Annotated in this window: 19 protein-coding genes; 3 read left to right on the top strand and 16 right to left on the bottom strand. The window is 46.7% G+C overall.

Annotation, left to right across the window (positions count from 1 at the left end; genetic code table 11):
• Nucleotides 1-60: 60 nt before the first annotated feature.
• On the bottom strand, nt 61-1,524 hold the full coding sequence (guaB, locus tag TW81_RS01865) for an IMP dehydrogenase (RefSeq protein ID WP_045954024.1): 1,464 nt from the start codon (nt 1,522-1,524) through the stop codon (nt 61-63).
• 232 nt (nt 1,525-1,756) lie between these two features.
• Here guaB and xseA point away from each other — a divergent pair, with 232 nt between their 5' ends.
• Nucleotides 1,757-3,088, top strand: coding sequence for an exodeoxyribonuclease VII large subunit (gene xseA / locus TW81_RS01860; protein WP_045954023.1), 1,332 nt, complete (start codon nt 1,757-1,759; stop codon nt 3,086-3,088).
• A 7-nt stretch (nt 3,089-3,095) separates the two neighbouring features.
• Here the strand turns inward: xseA and TW81_RS01855 are convergent, their stop codons facing one another.
• The 13 genes from TW81_RS01855 to TW81_RS01795 form a co-directional block, all read right to left on the bottom strand.
• Nucleotides 3,096-3,317, bottom strand: coding sequence for a zinc ribbon domain-containing protein (locus TW81_RS01855; protein ID WP_045954022.1), 222 nt, complete (start codon nt 3,315-3,317; stop codon nt 3,096-3,098).
• 363 nt (nt 3,318-3,680) lie between these two features.
• Nucleotides 3,681-4,550 (bottom strand): alanyl-tRNA editing protein, encoded by an 870-nt coding sequence (locus tag TW81_RS01850; RefSeq protein ID WP_045954021.1) that lies wholly within the window; start codon nt 4,548-4,550, stop codon nt 3,681-3,683.
• An 82-nt stretch (nt 4,551-4,632) separates the two neighbouring features.
• Entirely contained in the window at nt 4,633-6,120 is a 1,488-nt protein-coding gene (gene der / locus TW81_RS01845) for a ribosome biogenesis GTPase Der (RefSeq protein ID WP_045954020.1), read from the bottom strand.
• A gap of 167 nt (nt 6,121-6,287) precedes the next feature.
• Nucleotides 6,288-7,448, bottom strand: a complete 1,161-nt coding sequence (bamB, locus tag TW81_RS01840) for an outer membrane protein assembly factor BamB (RefSeq protein ID WP_045954019.1) — start codon at nt 7,446-7,448, stop codon at nt 6,288-6,290.
• Nucleotides 7,449-7,457: 9 nt separating this feature from the next.
• Nucleotides 7,458-8,072 carry a YfgM family protein gene (locus tag TW81_RS01835; RefSeq protein ID WP_045954018.1) on the bottom strand — a complete coding sequence of 205 codons (615 nt, stop codon included), beginning with the start codon at nt 8,070-8,072 and terminating at the stop codon, nt 7,458-7,460.
• Nucleotides 8,073-8,129: 57 nt separating this feature from the next.
• Nucleotides 8,130-9,398, bottom strand: a complete 1,269-nt coding sequence (gene hisS / locus TW81_RS01830; RefSeq protein WP_045954017.1) for a histidine--tRNA ligase — start codon at nt 9,396-9,398, stop codon at nt 8,130-8,132.
• A 45-nt stretch (nt 9,399-9,443) separates the two neighbouring features.
• Entirely contained in the window at nt 9,444-10,562 is a 1,119-nt protein-coding gene (ispG, locus tag TW81_RS01825; RefSeq protein ID WP_045954016.1) for a flavodoxin-dependent (E)-4-hydroxy-3-methylbut-2-enyl-diphosphate synthase, read from the bottom strand.
• Between the two features lie 8 nt (nt 10,563-10,570).
• Nucleotides 10,571-11,542 (bottom strand): cytoskeleton protein RodZ, encoded by a 972-nt coding sequence (gene rodZ, locus TW81_RS01820; RefSeq protein WP_045954015.1) that lies wholly within the window; start codon nt 11,540-11,542, stop codon nt 10,571-10,573.
• Between the two features lie 326 nt (nt 11,543-11,868).
• Nucleotides 11,869-12,996: a dual-specificity RNA methyltransferase RlmN gene (gene rlmN, locus TW81_RS01815; RefSeq protein WP_045954014.1), complete on the bottom strand. Its 1,128-nt coding sequence runs from the start codon at nt 12,994-12,996 to the stop codon at nt 11,869-11,871.
• A 168-nt stretch (nt 12,997-13,164) separates the two neighbouring features.
• Complete coding sequence (gene csdE / locus TW81_RS01810; protein ID WP_045954013.1) at nt 13,165-13,596, bottom strand: cysteine desulfurase sulfur acceptor subunit CsdE; 432 nt, start codon at nt 13,594-13,596, stop codon at nt 13,165-13,167.
• 13 nt (nt 13,597-13,609) lie between these two features.
• A complete protein-coding gene (gene tcdA, locus TW81_RS01805; RefSeq protein ID WP_045954012.1) occupies nt 13,610-14,422 on the bottom strand; it encodes a tRNA cyclic N6-threonylcarbamoyladenosine(37) synthase TcdA in 813 nt (270 codons plus the stop codon).
• Nucleotides 14,423-14,504: 82 nt separating this feature from the next.
• Nucleotides 14,505-15,608, bottom strand: coding sequence for a murein transglycosylase A (gene mltA / locus TW81_RS01800; protein WP_045954011.1), 1,104 nt, complete (start codon nt 15,606-15,608; stop codon nt 14,505-14,507).
• A 90-nt stretch (nt 15,609-15,698) separates the two neighbouring features.
• Nucleotides 15,699-16,091, bottom strand: a complete 393-nt coding sequence (locus tag TW81_RS01795; RefSeq protein ID WP_239424267.1) for a DUF2850 domain-containing protein — start codon at nt 16,089-16,091, stop codon at nt 15,699-15,701.
• A 224-nt stretch (nt 16,092-16,315) separates the two neighbouring features.
• On the opposite strand from TW81_RS01795, the gene argA reads away from it, so the two are divergent.
• Nucleotides 16,316-17,653: an amino-acid N-acetyltransferase gene (gene argA / locus TW81_RS01790; RefSeq protein ID WP_045954049.1), complete on the top strand. Its 1,338-nt coding sequence runs from the start codon at nt 16,316-16,318 to the stop codon at nt 17,651-17,653.
• Nucleotides 17,654-17,859: 206 nt separating this feature from the next.
• Complete coding sequence (locus TW81_RS01785; protein ID WP_045954009.1) at nt 17,860-18,039, top strand: hypothetical protein; 180 nt, start codon at nt 17,860-17,862, stop codon at nt 18,037-18,039.
• 26 nt (nt 18,040-18,065) lie between these two features.
• Here the strand turns inward: TW81_RS01785 and recD are convergent, their stop codons facing one another.
• On the bottom strand, nt 18,066-20,177 hold the full coding sequence (gene recD, locus TW81_RS01780) for an exodeoxyribonuclease V subunit alpha (RefSeq protein WP_045954008.1): 2,112 nt from the start codon (nt 20,175-20,177) through the stop codon (nt 18,066-18,068).
• A gap of 2 nt (nt 20,178-20,179) precedes the next feature.
• Nucleotides 20,180-23,797, bottom strand: coding sequence for an exodeoxyribonuclease V subunit beta (recB, locus tag TW81_RS01775; RefSeq protein WP_045954007.1), 3,618 nt, complete (start codon nt 23,795-23,797; stop codon nt 20,180-20,182).
• Between the last annotated feature and the right edge of the window lie 172 nt (nt 23,798-23,969).

The raw sequence follows: 23,969 nt of genomic DNA, 5'->3' as shown, positions 1-23,969 counted from the left end.
TTATTAATGCTTCAAGAGAAAAGCAAACGTTTTCGTCAGGGTTGTATCAATCAGTTTCGATTAACCTAAACGATAGTTTGGTGCTTCCTTGGTAATTTGAACGTCATGTACATGAGACTCTTTCATGCCAGCGCCAGAAATACGCACAAATTCAGCTTTAGTACGCATATCTTCAATTGTTGCACTGCCAGTAAGACCCATGCTTGAACGCAAGCCACCCATCTGTTGATGAACGATTTCTTTTAGACGACCTTTGTAAGCGATACGACCTTCGATACCTTCAGGTACTAGCTTGTCTGCTGCGTTGTCAGATTGGAAATAGCGGTCTGATGAACCCTGAGACATAGCGCCTAGAGAGCCCATTCCGCGGTAAGCTTTGTAAGAGCGGCCATTGTATAGAATGACTTCGCCAGGTGCTTCTTCAGTACCCGCGAACATAGAGCCAACCATGACACAAGATGCACCAGCCACGATAGCTTTACAGATATCACCAGAAAAACGGATACCACCGTCAGCGATAACCGGAATGCCGTATGAATTCGCCACTTCAGCGGCATCTGCAATAGCGGTTACTTGAGGAACACCAACACCCGTTACGATACGAGTGGTACAGATTGAACCTGGGCCGATACCAACTTTTACAGCGCTAACGCCTGCTTCAATAAGTGCTTTAGCACCAGCACCTGTTGCGACGTTACCACCAATGATGTCTAGATCTGGATAAGCAGCGCGCGTTTCACGAATGCGGTTAAGCACACCTTCAGAGTGGCCGTGTGAAGAGTCGATAAGTAGCACGTCAACACCTGCTTCAACTAGCGCTTTAACACGCTCTTCGTTGCCAGCACCAGCACCAACTGCAGCACCAACACGTAAACGACCTTGAGCATCTTTACACGCATTTGGTTTACGTTCTGCTTTGTGGAAGTCTTTGGCGGTGATCATACCGGTAAGTTGGAACTCGTCATTCACAACCAGTACTTTTTCAACGCGAGCGCTGTGCATTTTCTCTTGAACTTCTTCGCGTGTTGCCCCTTCTTTGACCGCGGCCAGACGCTCTTTTGGAGTCATGACTGCATCAACTTTCTTTGAAAGATCAGTAACAAAGCGGACATCACGCCCAGTGATAATACCAACCAACTCGTTGTTTTTGGTAACAACAGGGAAACCAGCAAAGCCGTGCTTTTTCGTCAATGCGACGACATCGGCGATCGTGGCATCAGGATTCACAGTCACTGGGTGTGAAACCACGCCAGCTTCGTAAATTTTAACCTGATGAACCATTTCTGCTTGCTGCTCAATCGACATGTTTTTGTGGATAAAGCCAATGCCACCCTCTTGCGCTAGCGCAATCGCTAGACGAGCTTCAGTGACGGTGTCCATAGACGCCGAAATCATTGGGATGTTTAGGGTGATGTTCTTGGTAAGCTGAGTGCGAAGATCAGCTGTGTTTGGGAGAACGGTGGAGTGTGCTGGCACAAGCAGTACGTCGTCGAATGTCAGCGCTTCTTTGGCAATTCTTAGCATTTGCAATATCTCACAATTAGAGGAGTAAAAAGAACAATCCAATCTCATCGTTTCGCATAATGAGGGTAAATGGTTTTAGCTAACCAATTACATTTGGATTAGATATTGCGGAGGGATTATACGGTCAACGCAATCGCTTGACCACAAATTTTTTAACTTTTTTGTTGCATTTACCCCCTTGATATGTATTATATTGCCGCTAATTTCCATACTCACGTCTCCGGAATTAGCAGTGTCTTCTCTGACCAATCAAAACATCTTCACCGTTTCTCGTCTTAATGCTGAAGTACGTCTGTTACTCGAAAATGAAATGGGCATTGTTTGGTTAATTGGCGAGATCTCCAATTTCTCCGCTCCGGTTTCTGGACACTGGTACCTCACTCTTAAAGATTCCCGTGCGCAAGTAAAATGTGCCATGTTCCGTGGCAATAATCGCCGAGTGACTTTCAAGCCACAAAACGGCAACCAAGTGTTAGTCAAAGCCCGTTTGTCGCTCTATGAACCTCGTGGTGATTATCAACTGATCATTGAGAGCATGCAGCCAGAGGGAGATGGCCGGTTGCAGCAACAATTCGACGAGCTGAAAATGAAGCTGGCTGGTGAAGGACTGTTTTCCCAAAGCGATAAAAAACCGCTGCCTGAGCATCCTAAATGCGTCGGTATTATCACCTCTAAAACTGGCGCGGCACTGTTCGATATTCTTGATGTTCTGAAGCGTCGTGATCCTTCTCTTCCTGTGGTTATCTACCCGACTATGGTTCAAGGTGAAGGCGCCGCAATACAGATTGCCCAAGCGATCGGCTGCGCGAATAGTCGTAATGAGTGTGATGTGTTAATTGTCGGTCGAGGCGGTGGCTCACTAGAAGATCTGTGGTGTTTCAATAACGAAATATTGGCCCGTACTATAGCGGCAAGTCAGATCCCAATTATTAGCGCTGTGGGTCATGAAGTGGATGTCACTATTGCTGACTTTGTCGCAGATATGCGCGCGCCCACGCCATCAGCGGCAGCTGAACTTGTCAGTCGTGACAATAGTCATAAAGAGCAAGCTCTCATCGCTCGACAACATAAACTGGCTAGTGCTATGCGTTACTACCTAGCCGAGCAGAAAAGTCACAGCGTATCTTTACTGCATCGTATTGAACGTCACCACCCTAGCTATCAGCTTCAGCGCCAGAGTCAGCAACTTGATGATTTAGAATCAAGACTGAATCGAGCCATGAGTCAATTTATTGCCCTCCGCGGGCAAAAGATTGAACGCCAGCAGTACAAGATCCAACTCCAGTCGCCAGTTAAACAGTTTGCTGAGCAACGGACCCGTATGCAAAGGCTAGAGCAGAAGTTACTTGATGCAATGGATAGGAAACTTCTTAACGCACGCCACCAGTTAGCTATTGGTGCGGAAAAACTTGATACCGTGAGCCCGCTGGCAACGCTGAAGAGGGGTTACTCCATCACGCAGACAGCGCAAGGTCATGTTGTCACTCAAACCGAACAAATAAAAACAGGCGACACTTTAGTCACCCGTTTATCTGACGGCGAAGTTCGCTCTACGGTGATTTAGCCTAGCTTTACTCTGGCTGAAATTCGAAGCGAATACGCGACTTAGATTTTAGTTCATTGCAACTATTACAGAAATAGTTGGCCGCTCCGCAAGCTTGCAGTTTTTCCAACTCAGCATCACAGTCAGGACAAAAACCCACTTTAATGTAATTCTCATCACACGCCGAACAATGGTATTTTCCTGTCCATTCCAGTTCTTCTTCGCAAACCGGGCAGATATTTTCGTTCATAGACACACTCAACATTTTCTACATGAGTTAACTCTAATATTCTAGAAATAACTTACCATGATCTCCATCATAACAAGCGAAGTGATCCTGCTTCCATTTATTGCGTGGCTATTATCTTAATCTGAGCTCAATGTGGATAGAGGGTCACTGTTTTTCATGACAAACAAAGTTAAGATAATAAAGATCCTATCCTGATCGTCGGCAAAAGCCGATGTGATCAGCGATCTGCCGTTAAAAGAACATTTATATAACCACACACCGAAAGCATAAGTTACATATACTGCATTTCAATTTAAGACAGATTAATAATCTAACTTAAATTGAAATAACCAATAATTCAGAATTTAATAAAAAGATCAGAATCTAGTTTGACGATTTAACATGGGTGTGCATTTCAATTATTTGTTCATCAATGGCGCATAAAATGACCTCAATAGCATGATACTCAGTTAGCGAATTGATATGAGTGCCACCACACGGAATCACTGCGTTTGCGGCTTCTTTTAAATCACATTGCCAATAGCGTGAGTCAGTTAATGTCTCGCCATGACACTCCATTGTGACGTCAGAATGGAGTGTTAACCATTGGATCAATTGTCGATTAACTGCATGTTCAATCGCAGCTAAGTCAGTGAGCATATCTGCGCTATTGAGGCCTCTCTTGCGCAGCGTTTTTCCCAATCGATAGGTATCTAGGCATTTATCGGGGGTGACGAAGCTGGTCACCTGAGCGTAGCTATTGAAGTCATAGTTACCGTGCGGATCTTTTCTGTCCGCATCTTTACGCCAGTACCCCTGTTCAGTCAGCACTTTATTTAAAGCAAGGTAAGACAAATGCCCGGCACTATGTCCACGACTGAGCGAGCGTTGATATTGCTCATCAACAGCCAATGTGACACTCTGGCCAACCATCAAGTCATGGCAACTGATATCTAAACAGTGCACCACGACAAACGCCCAGCCTTGTTGATCGCGTTTTACAGGAATATCTTTACCTACATAAAGCTCGCCGCTGGCGAGATCCACTGCGCCTACTTGGCAGTCAACGACCTGATGCTGGTTAAGTGTACCTTTGTCTGCGGGATGGTCAGGCCAAATATGGCTCACTGGGTGAAAAGGAGTCGAATCGGTAACAACGTAAAGATGTAATTCACCTAATTGTATTAGCTGAATATTGGCTTCGAGTTGCCAAGTGTTGTGGCAAAAACGGGTAATAGTTGGGCTAACTTGCATCATCATTTCCTATAAAAAAAGCGCCTAAGTCATACTCGGCGCTTTTTACAAACTCGTTTTCTCTTTCCGTCTGGAGAAAGAGTTACTTCTTACGATTTTTCATCATGCTCATTAAGCGCTTACGTTTGCGATCTTGAGATAATGTCATCTTGTTTGATTTACCCTCAAATGGGTTTTCGCTGTTTTGGAACTGAATACGAATCGGGGTACCCATGATTTCCAAAGACCTGCGGTAGTAGTTCATCAGGTAACGTTTGTACGAATCCGGCAATTCATTAACTTGGTTACCATGAATAACAACGATCGGTGGGTTGTACCCGCCTGCGTGCGCGTATTTGAGTTTAACACGACGGCCACGTACCAAAGGTGGTTGGTGATCGTCAGTCGCCATCTTCATAATACGAGTCAGTACCGAAGTACCTACACGTGTTGTTGCCGACTTATAAGCTTCTTGCACAGATTCAAACAAGTGGCCGACACCAGTGCCATGCAGCGCAGAAATAAAGTGGATACGAGCAAAATCAACGAAACCTAAGCGGCGATCTAGCTCTTTCTTCACGTGCTCTTTTACGTCCATATCGAGACCGTCCCACTTGTTGACCGCAATCACGATCGAACGACCCGCATTGAGGGCGAAGCCCAACAGACTCAAATCTTGATCCGAAATGTTTTCACGCGCATCGATAACAAGTAATACCACGTTTGCATCTTCGACTGCTTTTAGCGTTTTAACTACCGAGAATTTCTCTACCGTTTCATTAATACGCTTGCGACGTCTTACACCTGCGGTATCGATCAATACATATTCGCGCCCATCACGCTCCATCGGAATGTAGATAGAATCACGCGTTGTTCCTGGCATGTCATAAACAACCACGCGCTCTTCGCCAAGGATGCGGTTGGTCAGCGTCGATTTACCAACGTTTGGACGACCGATAATCGCCAGTTTGATCGGTTGATCTTGCAGGCGTTTAAATTCTGCTTCCGCTTCTTCTTCGCTGTAATCGAGTTTCTCTTCTTCTTCATCGATGAAATCAGTTAAGTCTTCGATTTCAGCTCTGGCTTCCTCTTCCATTTTTTCTGCAAATGGATTTAGCGCACGGTCAATAAGTGCCCCAACACCGCGGCCATGTGCCGCAGCGATTTGGTACATATTCTCCACACCAAGCTGCCAGAAATCAGCCGAAGCCGCATCCGCATCGATGCCATCGACTTTATTAACCACCAGCATTGATGGCTTTTCAATTTTACGTAGGTGATTAGAAATAGCGATATCCGCAGGCGTTAAACCAGCACGGCCATCAACCATAAATAGTACAACATCCGCTTCATCAATTGCCGCGAGAGACTGCTCTGCCATTTTGGTTTCGACACCTTCTTCGGTGCCATCAATACCACCAGTATCAATCACGATAAATTCGTGCTCACCAAGCTTAGCTTGGCCATATTTACGGTCACGAGTTAAGCCAGGGAAATCCGCAACCAATGCGTCGCGTGTACGAGTCAATCGGTTAAATAACGTTGATTTACCTACGTTAGGACGCCCTACCAGAGCAACAACAGGTACCATAATAACCTCTACAATATACTTTTCTTTATGTAGTTATAGGTAACAACTCAGCAGAGTTCACTTTAAGAGCACTTTACCTATAACCACATCTAACTATGGGTTCTAAAACAAACAAACGGCTCCCAACTGTTACCAGCTAGGAGCCGAATGTGAATTGTATCACACGATTACTCGTTGATCGTCAGTTTCTTTACATCGCCATCGCGAGTCACAAGCACGTAACCACCAGGCACAGTAATTGGTGCAACAGCGAGACCTGAACTGTCAATTTGCTGCATAGAGACAAACTCACCACTAACACGGTCAAGCCAGTACAAATAGCCTTCTGAATCACCCACGACGACATAATCATCAATCATGGCTGGCGCAGTCAACAAGCGGTGCTCTAGCTGATCGTTCGACCACAATTCTGTACCACTGCGTGCGTCAACCGCCACTAAGTGATCCTTCTCTGTTACTAAGAACAAACGGCTGCCATCACTCGCCAGATCAGCCGATGATGAGTAGCTACGCTTCCAAGATGGCTTACCAGAACGTAAGTCAATCGCGGTCAGCTGTCCGTTATAGCCTGCTATATATAGTGAGCCACCTAGTATCAGCGGTGCAGCATCGACATCCACTAGGCGGTCAATTTCCGTTGCCCCTTGTGGCATACCGATAGGCTGCTGCCAAATCAATTGACCACGTTCAACAATGGCCGCAGCCAAGCGGCCGTTAGCCGTACCCCAAAACACACCACCGGAAGCGGTAACTGGTTTACTGTTTCCACGCAAAGTTAAGTTTGGCACTTCAGTGCTGATGGTCCACTTGATGTTGCCCGTTTCTTGCTCAAGCGCGATCAACATACCGTCGTTGGTGTGGACAATAACTAGGTTGTTATCTGTCGCTGGTGCTGTCAGTACTTCACCATCGATTTGCGTTTGCCAGTTTAGCTCACCCGTTTCTTCATCGAGAGCCAGTACCGTACCGTTTTCGCTACCAATAAAGAGTTGGCTGTAGCCAGCGGTGATTCCACCCGCCAAACGAGCCGTCACATCCGCTTCAACTTCAGCTTCCCACAAGGTTTTGCCGTTTTCAGGATCGAATGCTTTGACTACACCGTCGCGGCTAGCAACAAATACTTTGCCGTAAGCGTACTCAGGTGTCAGCTTTGAGTAATATTCACCAACACCATTACCAACAGAGGCACTCCATTGGCTTGCTGGCGTAAATTTGCTGTCAACCTGAGGTACAGGAGACATGATGATGGTATCTTCTTCGCTAGCACAACCAGCAAGAACGCCAACAAACATCGCTGTGGTGAGTGCTTTTTTCAGCATATTCTTCATGCGACGCCCTTACTTGGCTAGATCATCCAGTTTCATCTGTAATGTCTGGCTTGCGTCTCCAGACTGTTGTGCTTCAGTGTACGCCGCATAAGCCGCTTGTGTATCACCTTTGCGCAGCAGGATGTCACCTTTTAGTTCTGCGACACGACCACCCCAGCTTTCGTCGCTAATGTTTGCCAGTTGAGTTACAGCTGCATCAAACTCACCCTGTTCTGCTTTTACGCGAGCGAGGCGGTAGTCGAGCACCGCAGACACGGCAACATCTTTTGTCGCTGATTTCGCCCACTCCAACTGAGCTAAAGCTTCATCAAGATTACCCGCTTCAACTTGAGCTTTTGCCAGTTGCAATGCCGCAAGAACCGAGTATTCAATCTCTTTATTTGCATCAATAAACGCTTGTACATCCGCTTCAGCAGACGCACCGTTTTCAGCCAGTGCTTGCACAGCTTTAGTGTAACTTTCAGACGCCGCTTCTTGAGCCGCAGTCACAGAGTCTTGGTAGTAACGCCAACCAAATAAGCCGCCAAGACCAACAACAGCGCCTAAAATGACTGCTTTGCCGTTCTCTTTCCACCAATCTTTGATCGCTTCTACTTGTTGTTCTTCAGTATCGTAGAGTTCCACTTCCTGTCCTCTTACATCAAAATGGCAGCCGAAACTGCCACTCAAAAATTATTCAAATTAAACCAGCTCAGCCAGTTTAGTGATCACGTCTGCTTGGCTCATTGTCTCTTGCGTACCACCAATCAAGTCTTTAAGCACAACTGTGTTGTCAGCAACTTCATTTTCACCCAGTACCAGAGCCACAGCCGCCCCTACTTTGTCGGCGCGCTTGAACTGCTTCTTAAAGTTGCCACCACCGAAGTGGCTCATTACGCGCAGACCAGCAACCTGTTCACGTAGGGATTCGGCCAGTTTCATTCCTGCTAACATAGTGCCTTCACCAGCAGTGACCATGTAGACATCCACACTACGACGAACGTCTGTCAGTTCAAGCGTTTCTAGCATAAGCACTAAGCGCTCAAGGCCCATTGCAAAACCTACCGCTGGTGTAGACTTGCCACCTAGTTGCTCAACAAGACCATCGTAGCGACCACCGCCACATACCGTACCTTGTGCTCCTAAGCTCTCGGTAATCCACTCAAATACCGTGCGGTTGTAGTAATCCAAACCACGAACTAGGCGTTCATTAACTGTGTATTCGATACCCGCAGCATCAAGAAGTTCACACAGACCTGAAAAATGTTGCTGTGATTCTTCACCTAGGTAATCCGACAAGCGTGGCGCATCAGCTAAAATAGCTTGAACATCAGGATTCTTAGAATCCAAAACACGTAATGGGTTAGTGTGCATGCGACGCTTACAATCGTCATCTAGAACATCAATGTGCTGCTCTAGGAATGCGATCAATGCCGTACGATAGTTGGCGCGGTCATCTAATGAACCAATAGAGTTAAGCTCTAAACGCACGTGGTTATCAATGCCTAGCTCACGCCATAAACGTGCAGTCATCATGATAAGCTCAGCATCCACGTCAGGGCCGTCGAGGCCAAAGACTTCAACACCACATTGGTGGAACTGGCGGTAACGACCTTTTTGCGGGCGTTCGTGACGGAACATTGGGCCCATGTACCATAGGCGTTGCTCCGAGCGATCGATAAGGCTGTTCTCGATACAAGAACGTACACAGCCTGCCGTACCTTCAGGACGAAGGGTTAAGCTATCACCGTTACGGTCTTCAAAGGTGTACATCTCTTTCTCGACTACATCGGTGACTTCACCGATAGCGCGGCTAAATAGATGAGTCATCTCAACGATTGGCATGCGCACTTCGTTATAACCGTAAGCACTGATTACGTTCTTCACTGTGTTTTCAAGTTTCTGCCACAGTGGTGATTGAGTTGGAAGGCAGTCGTTCATGCCTCGAATTGCTTGGATTTTCTTTGCCACAGTTATCTACCGTAAAATAGTTACCGTAATTGGGTTACGTTGAGATTAATCTTGTAGTTTAACGTCGATTCGATTTGCTTGATCTAGCGTGGACGCTTTAGCACGAATTCGTGCTTCAAGTTGGTCAACTAAGTCATTGTTGTCAAAACGCTCTTTCTGACGTTTACCATCTTCGTAAAAAGCGCTCTTCTTGTTACTGCCCGCTAAACCCAAATGTGAGACTTCCGCTTCGCCCGGACCGTTAACCACACAGCCGATAATGGAGACATCCATAGGCGTTAGCACATCTTCCAAACGCTGTTCTAATGCGTTGACCGTGCCGATAACATCGAACTCTTGGCGAGAGCAGCTTGGACAAGCGATAAAGTTAATACCGCGAGAGCGAATACGCAGTGACTTCAAGATATCGAAACCAACTTTGATCTCTTCTACCGGATCAGCCGCCAGCGATATACGCAGCGTGTCACCAATACCTTCAGCGAGAAGCATTCCCAAGCCGACTGACGACTTAACCGCACCCGCGCGAGCACCACCTGCTTCGGTAATACCCAAGTGCAACGGCTGGTCAATTTTCTGCGCCAATAAACGATAGGAGTCTACGGCAAGGAAAACATCCGAAGCCTTCACACTGACCTTAAACTGATCGAAGTTAAGGCGATCAAGGATATCGACGTGGCGCATTGCCGACTCAACCAGAGCTTCTGGTGTTGGCTCGCCATATTTCATCTGGATGTCTTTTTCTAGCGATCCACCATTCACCCCGATACGGATCGGGATGTTTTTATCTCGCGCGCAGTCAACAACGGAACGAATACGATCTTCATTGCCGATATTGCCTGGGTTGATACGTAAACAATCGACGCCGTACTCTGCCACTTTGAGGGCGATACGGTAGTCAAAGTGAATATCCGCAACCAGTGGGATCTTCACTTGTTGTTTGATCTGCTTAAAGGCTTCTGCCGCATCCATGGTTGGTACTGATACACGAACGATATCCGCACCGACATTTTCTAATGCTCTAATTTGCGCAACGGTCGCGTCAACGTCTGTTGTGCGGGTGTTGGTCATCGACTGCACGGCAATCGGTGCACCGTCACCAATAGGTACGTCGCCCACATAGATACGAGTCGATGGGCGACGTTTGATAGGAGATTCGTATTGCATAGTATTTTCTAAGGTAAGTTGAATCTTGCTACTTTTCCTGAAGTATACCCAGAAAGGTCGACAGGTTCACTCGCTAATGTCATTGAAACGTTTTCAGGCGCACCTAAAATGACACTGTAAGGCAAATCGCCACTTAGATTCAGAGTTTGACCAGCTTTTTTCACGCCGGTAGAAAGAGTTTTGCCTGACGCATCTTTGACCTGAATCCAACAATCGTCACTAAATGACATCGCTAGCAGGTTTGCAGCGCCAAGCGGTTGTTCTGATTGTGCAACCTCCGCTTCGGGTGTTGCCTCTACGACCATTTCAACAGACTCTGGCTGCGTGTTTTGCATTTCTTCAACAACCAGTGTCTCTGCTGTTTCAGGTGTAATGAGATCCTCTTCTAACTGAGGCTCCAATGGCTCTGCTGCAGGTTCGGGCGCGATATCTTCATTGACACTCACTTCAGGTGCCTCGTCAGAGAGAGTAGTAAAGTCCAGCGCTGGGTTTTCAGCTTGCGACTCCAACATTTGCGCTTGCTCAGATTCGCTGGTCAACGACTCCATGCCTTTTTCTTGATTTTGCCACCACCAGACAGATGAAATGCCTAAAACCACAATGATAATCCCCCAAGTGAGGGTCATGATACGGCTATCATGTGCTTCACGCTTCGTTTTACGCGAAAAGCTTTTCATCTCCTGTTCTTCTGGTTGCGTTTCTTCACACCCATCAAGAGCGCAAAGTACGACGGACTCTTTAATACCGACGGCTCTGGCATAAGAACGCAAATAACCACGGGTGAAGGTGGCCACTTGATCAGAGGAAAAGTTGTTGTTTTCGATGTTTTCGATGATGGAAAGGCGTAAACGCAAACGATCGGCAATTTGCTTCTGGCTAAGCCCAAGCGATTCTCGTTTATTTTTAAGCAGAGTCCCTGCTGCTACCTTCTCTACTTCTGTCTTGTCGTCGCTCGCTTGAAGTGGTTGTTCAGATGTCATGATAAAAAAAATTCTCTTCTTGTTTAAGTTTCGCTACATCACCGCTAATTATTCGTTCTTCGTTATGCGTAAAGTAACCAAACTTTGAATTAGGTTGAGGGTTGCCCTCGAATGTATAAATTTAACGCTTCACTCAAAAATCAGAGGAAAGTTCCCCGAAAGCGTTAACATTCAATTCTAATAGATATCATAGATGAAACAACACCAACAACACGCAGAATTTACAAGCAGCTCAAGGTTTTTCGTTATTTTGACAGAGAGATCGCTACCAAGTGTGACAAAAAAGCCAGAGCTTGGCTCTGGCTGTAACACATTTTGCTATTTTGTTATGAAACCGATTTGACTTGAATCGTGTCACCTTTAGCCGCTTTGAGCATTGCGGTACGTTTGGTACGGTCGATAACATCGCCAACTAACTGACCACAAGCCGCATCAATATCATCACCACGCGTTTTACGAATTGTCACTGTATGTTCATATTGCATCAAAGTTTTTTGGAAGCGGTCAATGCGCGAGTTACTCGGCTTTTTATATGGCGAACCTGGATACGGGTTAAACGGTATCAAGTTGATTTTACATGGCGTATCTTTCATCAACTCAGCTAACTCACGCGCGTGATCCATATCATCATTGACATGGTCAAGTAATACATACTCAACAGTGACCTTGCCGCGGTTGGCATTTGATGAAGCAATATAACGACGTACAGACGCGAGGAAATCTTGGATATCCCAACGATCATTAATAGGCATGATTTCGCTGCGCAGTTTGTCATTCGGAGCATGGAGTGAGATTGCCAAAGCAACGTCAATCTTGCCCGTCATCTGATCCAAACCAGAGACCACGCCCGAAGTAGAAACAGTGACACGACGCTTAGACAGGCCAAAACCTAAATCATCCAACATGATCTCAAGCGCAGGAATGAGGTTTTTCATGTTAAGCAGTGGTTCGCCCATCCCCATCATGACGACGTTAGTAATTGGGCGGCGACCCGTCTCTTTTTCTAGGCCAACCTCACGCGCAGCGCGCCACACCTGACCAATAATTTCAGACACTTTCAGGTTACGGTTAAAACCCTGTTGCGCCGTTGAACAGAATTTACACTCTAGCGCACAGCCAACCTGAGAAGAGACACATAAAGTCGCACGGTCATCTTCTGGGATGTATACCGTTTCAACATCTTGATCGCCAACTTTCATCGCCCATTTAATGGTGCCATCAGCAGAGTGCTGAGCCTCAGCCACGGTTGGCGCCTTAATTTCACAGCGATGTTGCAGTTTTTCACGTAACTTTTTATTAATGTTGGTCATATTGTCGAAGTTATCGACACCGAAATGGTAGATCCACTTCATTACCTGATCTGCACGGAATGCTTTTTCGCCGAGTTCATCAGCAAAAAATTGGCGCATACCTTGACGATCAAAGTCGAGTAGATTGATTTTTTCAGTGGTCATGTGGCCTCTCATAAGACGGAACATTAATTAAGGGCGCGAATTGTACAGGCTTTATGCAGTGACAACAAGACCTGTAAAGCCCTGTATTTTTTAAGGCGTTAATATCGATGTGATTATTTATTAACCAGTACAATAACTAGTCATGTTGCAGCCAATAAATATGGCAAATTATGCAGCGGTAACCTGCTTTATTTGCTCAACAATGGCTTTCAAACCATTGCCTCTCGAAGGACTTAGATGAGCAATTAAGCCTAGCGATGCAAAGTAGCTATCAATATCAAAAGACTGGATTTGCTCGGCCGATTTACCATCGTACGCCGCCATTACCAATGCGATAAGGCCACGGACAATGCGAGCATCTGAATCTGCACAGAAGTACCATATTCCATCCACACAATCACTAACCAACCACACCGTACTTTCACAGCCAGCAACGGTCACTTGCTCAGACTTAAGATCATCTGGCATCTGGGGAAGCTTTTTACCCCATTGAATCACCTGGCGATAGCGGTCTTCCCAACCATTAAACGCTTGCATGGTTTGAGCTATGTCTTGAGCACTAATTTCGTGACCGAATGGAGAGTGAGGAAAAGGTGACATTTTGTGCTCCACTTTATTGCTGACGGTGCTTTTGAATAAGCTTTTCAACGATACGTGACACGGCGACAAAGCCAAAGCTTGCCGTCACCACTGTCGCTGCGCCAAAACCACTGGCACAATCCATTCGTTTCGGACCTTCAGCCGTTGATTTAACACCACAAACACTGCCATCTGGTTGAGGATATTTAAGTTGTTCGGTAGAAAACACACAATCAATACCAAACTTACGCGCTGGATTGGTTGGAAAATTGTGGTGGCGACGTAAAGTGTCTTTAATTTTCTTCGCCAAAGGATCTTGGATAGTCTTAGTTAAATCCGCCACTTTGATTTGAGTCGGGTCAACTTGTCCACCAGCCCCACCAGTGGTAATCACTTTGATTTTGTTACTGCGGCAATAAGCCAGTAGAGCCGCCTTCGCTTTAACACTATCTATCGCATCAAGCACATAGTCATACTCTTTGGACAAATACTCGTGTTGATTGTCTGGGGTAATAAAATCATCAATCAAGTTCACTTTACACTCAGGATTGATCAGCTTCACTCGCTCGGCCATCACTTCGATTTTACTTTGACCAACCGAACCCGACATAGCGTGAATCTGGCGATTAATATTGGTCACGCAAACATCGTCCATATCGATAAGAGTGAGCTCACCGATTCCGGTGCGAGCTAATGCTTCAACAGCCCACGAGCCTACACCACCAATGCCAATCACGCACACATGCGCTGCACGTAGAATCTCAACTTCACTATTCCCGTAAAGACGGCGTGTGCCACCAAAACGTTGGTTGTAGTTGTCAGAAGCTGGAGTGTCGAGTTCACGCATATTGATTGTCCGCTTGGTGCAAAAATAAAGAGTGCGATTTATACGCACTCTTAAGTAAAAAGTCTAGATGCAGCTGAAGCGACTATTGTAGCTTTTCTGGCGGCAGTGCCCAAGGGGCTTGTGTGGCGCTGCCTTCTAGGCCTAACTTCCACACTCGGCCAAAATGCTTGTAGTGACCCGCTTCCGTACCTGCACGCGGCCCCATGCCGTGATATAGGTCGAGGTGATTTTGTTTCACCGCTCCCCCCGTATCTAGCACGATTAATAAGCGTAGTTGGTGCGCCCCGCTCCATGAACCATCCGGATTAAGCAGCGGCACTTCCGCTAAAATAGGCGTTCCCATGGGGAAGATGGAGCGATCGCCAGCCACTGAAGCCATTGCCAATAATGGAATACCGGCTGATCCGGTTACTGGTGCATCGGCGCGAGGTTCAAAGAACACAAATGATGGATTCTGTTCTAACAACTCACGAACCGTCGCTTCATCATTATTGAGCACCCACTCTTTAATTGCCTTCATCGACATCTTTTCGCGGGGCACGAGATCGCGCTCAATCAATACACGACCAATGCTCACGTAAGCTTTGTTATTTTTTCCGCCATAGGCGAAGTATTCTAAAGTGTCATCATCTTCGAAATGAACAAAACCGCTGCCCTGTACCTCCATTAAAAATGGATCGATCATGTTAGCTGCATAACCCAACTCTAAACCTAAACCCTCTAGCGCACCGTCGTAGATTTGAGCACGAGTCGGACAGTCACTTTCACATTCGGGTTTGGCGTAGACAGGATATTTGAAGATTTCATTCGCTTGATGACGCAGTTCCATTACCGGAGAGAAATAGCCCGTAAACAGAACGTTACCTTGTTTATCTCCACCTCCCAGTTGAGCGGCCTGAATGCCAAAGCTAGCTAGCTCGGTAGGTTCGCCACTTTGTAGAACCCATTCATTCAACGAGTCATAGAGCGGCTGGTAGATTTTTGCCATTGACGGGGAGTTAATCACCACTTGCTCTGCTTGACGATGAAACTCAGTAAAGTCGCGCGGCTTACTGGATTCAACGACTGCAGATTTATTCAAAATGGAAGTAAATTCATCATCAACATATTGCTGGGCACGATCGGTGGGTTGAGCACAACCAAACAGCAAACTGACGGCGGCGAGTGGAAGATATTTTTTGAGCACTGATTTTATCCCTTTCAAGCGTTGCAGAGAGCATGACAAACTTGCCCGGAATTCGCAATCGAGTCGTTGTTAATGGATGTTATTTTTGATTTATTCTGACAAATGGTAGACGGGTTGATAATTAGGCTCAGAGACGAGTTGTAACTCTGTCAGTTCTTCATTGAGCACTTTGAACTTACGCACTTTATCCCCCATTTGATACTCAAGATGGGCGCCATCCCAACTGTATTGAGTATCAACAATGCCACCATTGATTGCCACCCCCCGTGCACTAAGGACAAATTCCTCGGCGGCGTACGAGGCGACGTTCTGCTCGACCCATGTGCCGTAAATCTTTGATTTTGGATAGACTTTATCCAGATAAAACTGATACAAGCTACTCGCCATAAGAATCGCAGCAACGGCAGCGCAGAGTGCGCCGACGACGATGGCTCGTTCTACAAACTTTTTCTTGCTGCCTGCACCATTCATGTTCGTTCTCATCAATGTCACACTGTTCTTCTAGCTTAAGTGTTAACCAAAAATTTCATTACTGCGAATTCCATCACTAGCAGAGCTGACGAAAATTCTCATTTTGATTGCTAAAGCCGCTCTCGGCCCAATCTGTTCCCCGAGAACACCCAGGCTAAGCGCATGAAAAAAACGCTTGCTGACCAAGAATAAAATTGCAATATTAATGTATATAAATTCATTTAATGGTAGATATTGTGAAGCTTAGAAGCACTGCTCTCGTCAAAGGGTTTAGACAGTCCGCGCCCTACGTTAATGCCCACCGAGATAAAACCATGGTTATCATGCTCGGCGGAGAGGCGGTGGCTGACGGAAATTTTTCAAATATTATCAGTGATCTAGCATTGCTGCATAGTCTTGGCGTCAAAATTGTTCTTGTCCATGGTGCAAGGCCACAAATAAACCAATTGCTAGAACAAAACCAATATCAGACGCCCTACCACAAAGGCGTTCGTGTAACAGATGAAACCTCACTTAATTACGTCATGCAAGCAGCAGGACAACTGCAGTTAACCATCACAGCACAACTTTCAATGAGTCTCAGCAATACCCCAATGGCGGGCACTCAGCTTAATGTTGTCAGTGGCAACTTTATTACCTCCCAACCACTTGGCGTCGATGATGGCATTGACTATTGCCATAGTGGCAAGATTCGCCGCATCGATGCCGAGGGTATCAACCGAATGCTCGCTCAAGGTTCGATTGTTTTACTCGGCCCCATCGCCAGTTCCGTCACTGGGGAGTCGTTTAACCTTCTATCAGAAGAGGTAGCAACCCAAGTCGCGATTAAACTCAATGCCGATAAACTGATTGGATTTTGTTCAGAGCAAGGGATCATCAATGAAAATGGCGATGTTGTCGCCGAACTCTTCCCTAAAGATGCAGAACGAATCTTGTCGCGCTTAGAGAATGATCGAGTAGAAGGCTGCGATAACTCTTCAGGGACATTGCGTTTCTTGCGCGCGGCCACCGCCGCATGCCGAGCAGGCGTTCCTCGCAGCCACTTGGTCAGCTACAAAGTCGATGGTGCCTTGATTCAAGAATTGTTCTCTTTAGATGGTATTGGTACTCAAGTCGTACAGGCGAGTGCTGAACAAGTGCGCGTTGCGGATATCGATGATATCGGCGGGATCTTGGATTTAATTCAACCGCTGGAAGAACAAGGCATTTTAGTAAGGCGTTCTCGTGAGCAACTGGAACAAGAGCTGCATCAGTTCACCATCATTGAGAAGGATGGTTTGATTATCGGCTGCGCTGCGCTCTATCCTTATCCTGAAGAGAAGATGGCAGAAATGGCATGCGTTGCGATTCATCCTGAATATCGTGATGGTAACCGTGGCTTGTTGTTACTTAACCATATGCGGCTGCAATCTAAGGCTCAGGGAATCGAGAAGATATTCGTCTTAACCACTCACAGTCTGCACTGGTTTAGAGAGCAAGGTTTTCATGAAATGAGTGTCGATTTTCTGCCGTCGCAGAAACAAAATTTATACAACTATCAACGTAAATCAAAGATATTGTCGATCAATCTGTAATCAAGCATAACTCTCATAAATAAGACCTATTGCTTTTTATTACATGAAATATTAGCTTTATTTCATGATTTAATTTGGTTAATATTTCGCCTCCCCACATTCATGTGGGGAGCTGAATAGGATTACTTCTCAACTTTAGTGGTTATAAGTTGAGCCGCAAGGATTGCTTAAGGTTACTCACTACGTCACTAACGAGCAAACTATTGATGAAGAAAATTATCTGTAACTCTGTGCAGAGTTTTTGGGATATGGCAGACAATGAACTCCTCGAAGATCTCGATGTTCACTGTGTCTTCCCAGTGACAGAAGGCTTAAAAGCATTCATCCTGAACTACCAAAAAAAATACCGCATTCGCAGCATCTCTTTTTCTAAAGCGCTGTTGTAATGATGCTATAGGTTGGCCAAGGAAGGTTAACCTTTACTTTGAAGTCTTGGCACTAAACCACTCGCCCGCTCCGTTTTAACTTTAATTCCCCGCTTGATTACTCCGTCATCAGCAAACAGGCTTAGCCTCTTTTTCGCCCGTGTAATTCCGGTGTAGATCAACTCGCGAGTCAGTATCGGTGTAAAATCGGCTGGCAAAATCATCAGTGTATGTTCAAACTCGCTGCCCTGAGATTTATGTATGGTCATCGCATAGGCGGTTTCATGTTCGGGAACGCGACTAGGCAAAACCGATTTAACACTACCATCAGGCAACTCAAAAAAGACTTTTAACCGCGCCTGTTGCCCTGAGTGTTCAAGCATGCAAATTCCGATATCTCCGTTGTAGAGACCTAATCCGTGATCGTTTCTCGTCACCATTACCGGTCGGCCGTGATACCACAGTTCATCTTGAGTTTGGATCAACTTACGCGCCGCCAAGGCACGTTCGATACGTTGATTGAGCCCGCTAACACCAAAATCACCTTCACGTATCGCGCACAATAAACGGCAACGTGCAAATAGCTCGAGTACCGCTTTAGCTCGCTGAGACAGGGTTTCAGGCTTTTCTGTTGCCGAGTCCAACATCTCGACATTAATCCGTTTCAGGTAGTGACTATATTCTGCCACTAAGGTTTGAATAAGCTGGTTGTAATGCTGACTACCGATAGGAAACTTAGCTATATCCGTGAAGTCTTGCTGCCATACCCAGTCGACCTTTGGCCCCGAACCTGAATTCACCGCTTGAGCAAGCTGACCGATCCCTGATCGTGCGTCAAAACGATAACTTTTTTTCAGCATACACAAACTATCGGCGATCGTAGCTTGGGTATTGGCGCCATACGCGAGGGTATCGAAACCTGTCAGACGGGCAATTTGCGTTGCTTGCCCGTGGCTGAAACCAAATTGGCTAAACGAGCAGATGTCCCCCAGCACAGCTCCTGCTTCGACAGAGGCCAACTGGTCTTTGTCACCCAGTAGAATCAACCGAGCGTGGCCAGGCAGAGCATCGATCAATTTGTACATCATGGGCAAATCGACCATCGAAGCTTCATCAACAACCAAGATATCCAAATGCAGCGGATTATCCTGATTGTGGCGAAATTCGGCACTATCGGGGATTGCACCGAGCAAACGGTGCAGCGTGCTGGCATCGGTAGGAATCGCCTGTTTTAGTTCAGGCTCCACTGGCAATTCCGCCACCGCTTTACCAATTGATTCGGTCAATCGGGCAGCAGCTTTTCCTGTTGGTGCCACTAACTTGATCGTCGGCTGCTGACCTAGATGACTTGCTTGTTCAATCAAGGCGGCGAGTAATTTGGTCACTGTGGTCGTTTTACCTGTACCAGGGCCGCCGGAGATCACGGCAAAGCGTTTCGTCAATGCGACCGCCGCAGCAACCTTTTGCCAGTTCACGCAAGCCGCTAACGGAACCAGCTCATCTAACACGGTTAGCTGCTGAATACTCTTCGCGTCCAATAGCTTTTGGTCTATGGTAGGCCAATCCAAATTTTGCTCTGCGACCACGTCAAGATGGTCACAAACCATACGCTGACGCAGGACAGGTGTTGATTCACCAGACTGCCTAGATTTTTCAATATCTTCAAACAGATAACGATAATTGCGCGCAAAGAGATGATCCAGAAGATGAGCAAGTTTCTCTACTTCATCAAGCTTTAGGATCATGGGTGACCCAAAACTATTTAAACGCTGCGCAAGGGTTTCTTCATAGTGCCAATAACGCTGCAAATAGACTCTTTCGCCATCAAAAACCAGCGGTAAAGCTTGCTCTCCGCAGCCGACGAAAGCAGAGCGATTTAGCAAGGCTGCCCAATCTACACCCAGCAGGGCTTGGTTGAGCGCTAGCGCCGATTCACCAAACAAGCCCAACTTAGCCGCAAGATCGACCGCTTGCCCTTGCGCGTCAAACAGCGGCAGGCAGATATGGCCCTTACCCAACTCATGACTGGCAACCCCCGCAATAAAGGCTAACTGCTCATCTTGTGATTGGGTGGCGATAAAGCGCGCAAATTGGTAGTCCAGTTGTCTGATGTTACCTTTGTTGGCCAGTTGTTTAAGCGTAGAAATAAGGTTTGTCATCGTTAGAGTAACTCCATCTGACCGGCGTTATTGGTCTTGCTATCAAGGCTTTGTCCGTCTATCAGTTTGTCCATATCACTCAGAAACTCCAGCGTCGGCTTGGCAGAAAAAATACCATTGCCGCTCTTGCCATCCATCCCGCGTAAAAATAAGTAGTAGACCCCACCAAAGTGCTGATCATAGTCGTAATTGGCTAATCGACTGCGCAGGAAACGGTGCAGCGCTAGGGCATAAATTTGATATTGGAGATCATAGCGGTGATCGGCCATGGCTGATTTCAGTGCCTCACCATGATAGAAATCGACATGATCACCGAGATGATTGGACTTCCAATCGAGCACATAATATTTGCCTTGATGCTCAAACACTAAATCGATAAAGCCTTTCAGCATACCCTGAACGGGATAAAAACCGAGATCACCCGCTTTAGCCGACAGTGGATCATGGCGCTGTATCACTCGGTTTAACGCGGGTGCTGACAAGACTTCAATCGGCAATAGAAACTCCATCTCGACCAATCTTTGCTCGGGCCCTTTCTGATTAAGACGCAGAGATTTACCATCGAGTGGTGTGTCTAATACCGTATCAATGAGCTGCTGCAGAATGGGTAACCAACTGGCGTCAAGCTGCTCACTTTCCAACAAGTGGACGATAATCTCAGTATTGCTGTCGCTGGTGCTTGGCTGGGTAAATTCCACCTCTTCGAACAGAGTGTGCAGGAAGGTGCCCGGCCTTGCACCGCGCGGAAAGGTGAAGATCGAGGCTTCTGGTTCACTGATATCCTCATCATCATGTTCATCCGAAGAGTCAATATCTAGGTGCATCAAGTCCGTGAATGCATCGTTCGCGTGGTGTGAGCCTTGCTTAACCAAGCCAGAGTAGCTGGTAATGCGCCAATCACGATCGATTTCATGGCTTAATTCGCTGGCAGTTAATGACTTCTGTTGATCGCTTTGCGCCACAAACACCGTCTCATGTTGATCAGGGAGACCGGTAAGTGCAACGCACTCCAACCCAGCGACCTGCTTTTGGATTGCTAGAGTCAGGTCTTGAATACCGCCCTCTTGACCGTCTTGGAGTAAGTACCCCATTGCACTGCGGTGGGCACCTGTCGGTTCTTTGCTTGAGCGGCCATTTCTCAGTGGCGCTGCGCCAATAAAACAGCCGTAAACCGCTCGAGTGAGCGCAACATAAATCAGACGTAAGTCTTCTGCCAAGCGCTCTTTGTCAGCCTGAGCCAATGCGTCATCTTGGCGAGTAATGTCTAAGATGGTTTTGTCTTGCTGCTCGTCATAATACTTGGCTTCACTGGCTTCGCGCGATGTCATCACAAAAGGCAGAAACACCAGATCATATTCAAGACCTTTCGATTTATGGATAGTGACAATTTGCACCAAGTTACGTTCAGACTCTAGCCGCTGGATTTGATCGTCATTCCCGCCAAGGCCGTTTTGCGCATCGCTGATCGCTTGAGCCAGCCAGCGCAATAACCCGTGATCACTATCTAACTCCTGACTGGCTTGCTGAAGCAATTCCCCTATGTGCATCAGGTCGGTAAGAGTACGCTCTCCTGCCTCTTCTTCGAGCAGACGTTCTGCAACATGACGTTTGCTAAACACACTGCGCAGCATAGGCAGCACACCACGTTGAGTCCAAAGTTTTCGATACTCTTTAAACTCATTTATGACGCTTTCCCATTCGCTCTCGTCGTTGTTGAGTTTATCTAGGCTGCCTGCATCTAAAGCAAACATCTCGGATGCTAAGCTCGCTCTTAGCGCGCGATCATTTTCCGGTGTTAACACCGCTTGCAGAAGTCGTTGAATGTCTTGTGCTACCGAGGAGGTAAACACGCTATCGCGGTTAGATAGATAAACACTGGCAATACCTTGCTTCGCCAGCGCCTCTTTAATCATGCGTCCTTCATTACCTGTTCGAACCAGTACCGCAATATTGCCAGCCTCGATCGAATGCTCATCGTTGCCGTTGTAAAAATAAGCGTTTTCGTTTTGTGCTGCGGTCAATATCGTCTGGATTTGATTCGCCGTTGCTTGAGCCATCGCAGCAAGATATTCCCCTTTGGGTAGCGGCTTATCTTCTGCTTCTTGCAACCAATAAGTCAGCGCCGGTTGCTTCTGACCACCGATAGTCCAAATGCGTTGTTCGGCTCTTGGACTCGAGTCGACCGGCAAAAATGGGATGTCTTGATCATAAATAAACGGGCTGGCTGGCAGTTTGAAAATCTGGTTCACTGCACTGACCATATCGGCGCTTGAACGCCAGTTCGTTCCAAGAGTGAAGTGGGAGCAAACCTGCTTACGCGCTTTAATGTAGGTAAAGATATCTGCGCCACGGAAGCCGTAAATCGCCTGCTTCGGGTCGCCGATCATAAACAGACCGCACTCCGGACTGGCAAGATAAATACGACTGAAAATACTGTACTGAAGAGGATCGGTATCTTGGAACTCATCAATCATGGCAACGGGATAGAGCGAACGAATTCGCTCTGCAAGCAGCTGCGACTCATCTTGGTCCATTGCCGCAGAAAGATTGGTCAGTAAGTCATCAAAAGAGAGCCACTGCTTTTGTTGCTTGGCGTTGGCTAACATCGCGCGACAATGTTGAATAGCATGGGCGAGAATCGGCGCTTTAAGGCTAATTGGTGTCGCGAAGAAGGTGTCAATCGCTTCGAAAACAAGATGTTGCGGCGCGCTGCCCTTAGGCGTTTTTTCAATTAGCGTGCTCTGAGCAAACTTTTCCAGTTGGTCGGGAAAGTCATAACCTGTTGTCTCTACTTCAGACCATGCATTGACGGCAGCAAGCCAAGTAGGCAGCGATTTTTTGCTGTAACTGCGTTTATTCACATCGGAGTCATTGATAACGGCAAACAAGTCTTGTTGATGTTCGCGCCACAGCTGTTTGAGTTGATCAATACGCTTTAGATTGTCCTGATGCAGATCCGCAAGACTCCCGCTCATCGCCTCAACCGAAAGGCTCACTGGCGCTCCAGTAAGATAATTGGCGATATATTTAAGCAAGTCCGACGGCGCATTCCAGATTCGGCGCACTTCACCTGCTAAGTTGATCGGCAATGGATAGAAGTTACGTCGCCAGTAGTCTGCGACGATTTGTGCTTTAAGGTGGCTTTCGTCAGTGACAAATTCATTATTGAACCGGCTACCAGATTCAAACGCATTTTGGGTTAGCATACGTTGGCAAAAGCCGTGGATGGTATAAACAGCCGCCTCATCCATCTGTCTTTCTGCTTGCAGAAGTATCTCCGCCGCTTGTTTGTGATCGTCAACTTGCTCAAGTAGCGGAGCAATCACAGGATCGCTGCTGTTACCTCGGGCAAACGCAAGACGCGCAGCATGGATTCGGGCACGAATTCGGTCACGTAGCTCAGCCGTTGCGGCTTCGGTAAAGGTCACAACTAAGATTTGATCGACCGTTAATGGCTTCTGATGCTTGGTCTCGGAGCTACCATGTCCTAGCAGCAACCTAAGATACAAACCAGCAATGGTGAAGGTTTTCCCTGTACCTGCCGATGCTTCTATCAATCGCGCACCATGCAAAGGAAAAGTCATCGTATCAAGCGAAGTGACCATTGACGTTACTGCCATAAAATATTTGCCCTTTTTATGCAAAACCGAATTCTAAATGTGATCCAGACTTAAAAACGATTGCAATTAGTATAAATCCCTAAAAACTTAGAATTTTATGAGATCTTTCTCACGGTAGCTTAGTTAACTAACCGCTAATATACGCGCCATGTGTTGAGCGGCTAACGGATAA

Source organism: Vibrio galatheae (assembly GCF_000967545.1).
Lineage (GTDB): Bacteria > Pseudomonadota > Gammaproteobacteria > Enterobacterales > Vibrionaceae > Vibrio > Vibrio galatheae.
This window is presented reverse-complemented; position numbering and strand designations above follow the sequence as displayed.

Coding starts and splice junctions, on each gene's coding strand:
- guaB (WP_045954024.1), bottom strand. CDS start 1,524: ATGCTAAGAATTGCCAAAGAAGCGCTGACATTCGACGACGTACTGCTT.
- TW81_RS01855 (WP_045954022.1), bottom strand. CDS start 3,317: ATGAACGAAAATATCTGCCCGGTTTGCGAAGAAGAACTGGAATGGACA.
- TW81_RS01850 (WP_045954021.1), bottom strand. CDS start 4,550: ATGCAAGTTAGCCCAACTATTACCCGTTTTTGCCACAACACTTGGCAA.
- der (WP_045954020.1), bottom strand. CDS start 6,120: ATGGTACCTGTTGTTGCTCTGGTAGGGCGTCCTAACGTAGGTAAATCA.
- bamB (WP_045954019.1), bottom strand. CDS start 7,448: ATGAAGAATATGCTGAAAAAAGCACTCACCACAGCGATGTTTGTTGGC.
- ispG (WP_045954016.1), bottom strand. CDS start 10,562: ATGCAATACGAATCTCCTATCAAACGTCGCCCATCGACTCGTATCTAT.
- rodZ (WP_045954015.1), bottom strand. CDS start 11,542: ATGACATCTGAACAACCACTTCAAGCGAGCGACGACAAGACAGAAGTA.
- rlmN (WP_045954014.1), bottom strand. CDS start 12,996: ATGACCACTGAAAAAATCAATCTACTCGACTTTGATCGTCAAGGTATG.
- csdE (WP_045954013.1), bottom strand. CDS start 13,596: ATGTCACCTTTTCCTCACTCTCCATTCGGTCACGAAATTAGTGCTCAA.
- tcdA (WP_045954012.1), bottom strand. CDS start 14,422: ATGCGTGAACTCGACACTCCAGCTTCTGACAACTACAACCAACGTTTT.
- TW81_RS01795 (WP_239424267.1), bottom strand. CDS start 16,091: ATGAGAACGAACATGAATGGTGCAGGCAGCAAGAAAAAGTTTGTAGAA.
- TW81_RS01785 (WP_045954009.1), top strand. CDS start 17,860: ATGAAGAAAATTATCTGTAACTCTGTGCAGAGTTTTTGGGATATGGCA.
- recD (WP_045954008.1), bottom strand. CDS start 20,177: ATGACAAACCTTATTTCTACGCTTAAACAACTGGCCAACAAAGGTAAC.
- recB (WP_045954007.1), bottom strand. CDS start 23,797: ATGGCAGTAACGTCAATGGTCACTTCGCTTGATACGATGACTTTTCCT.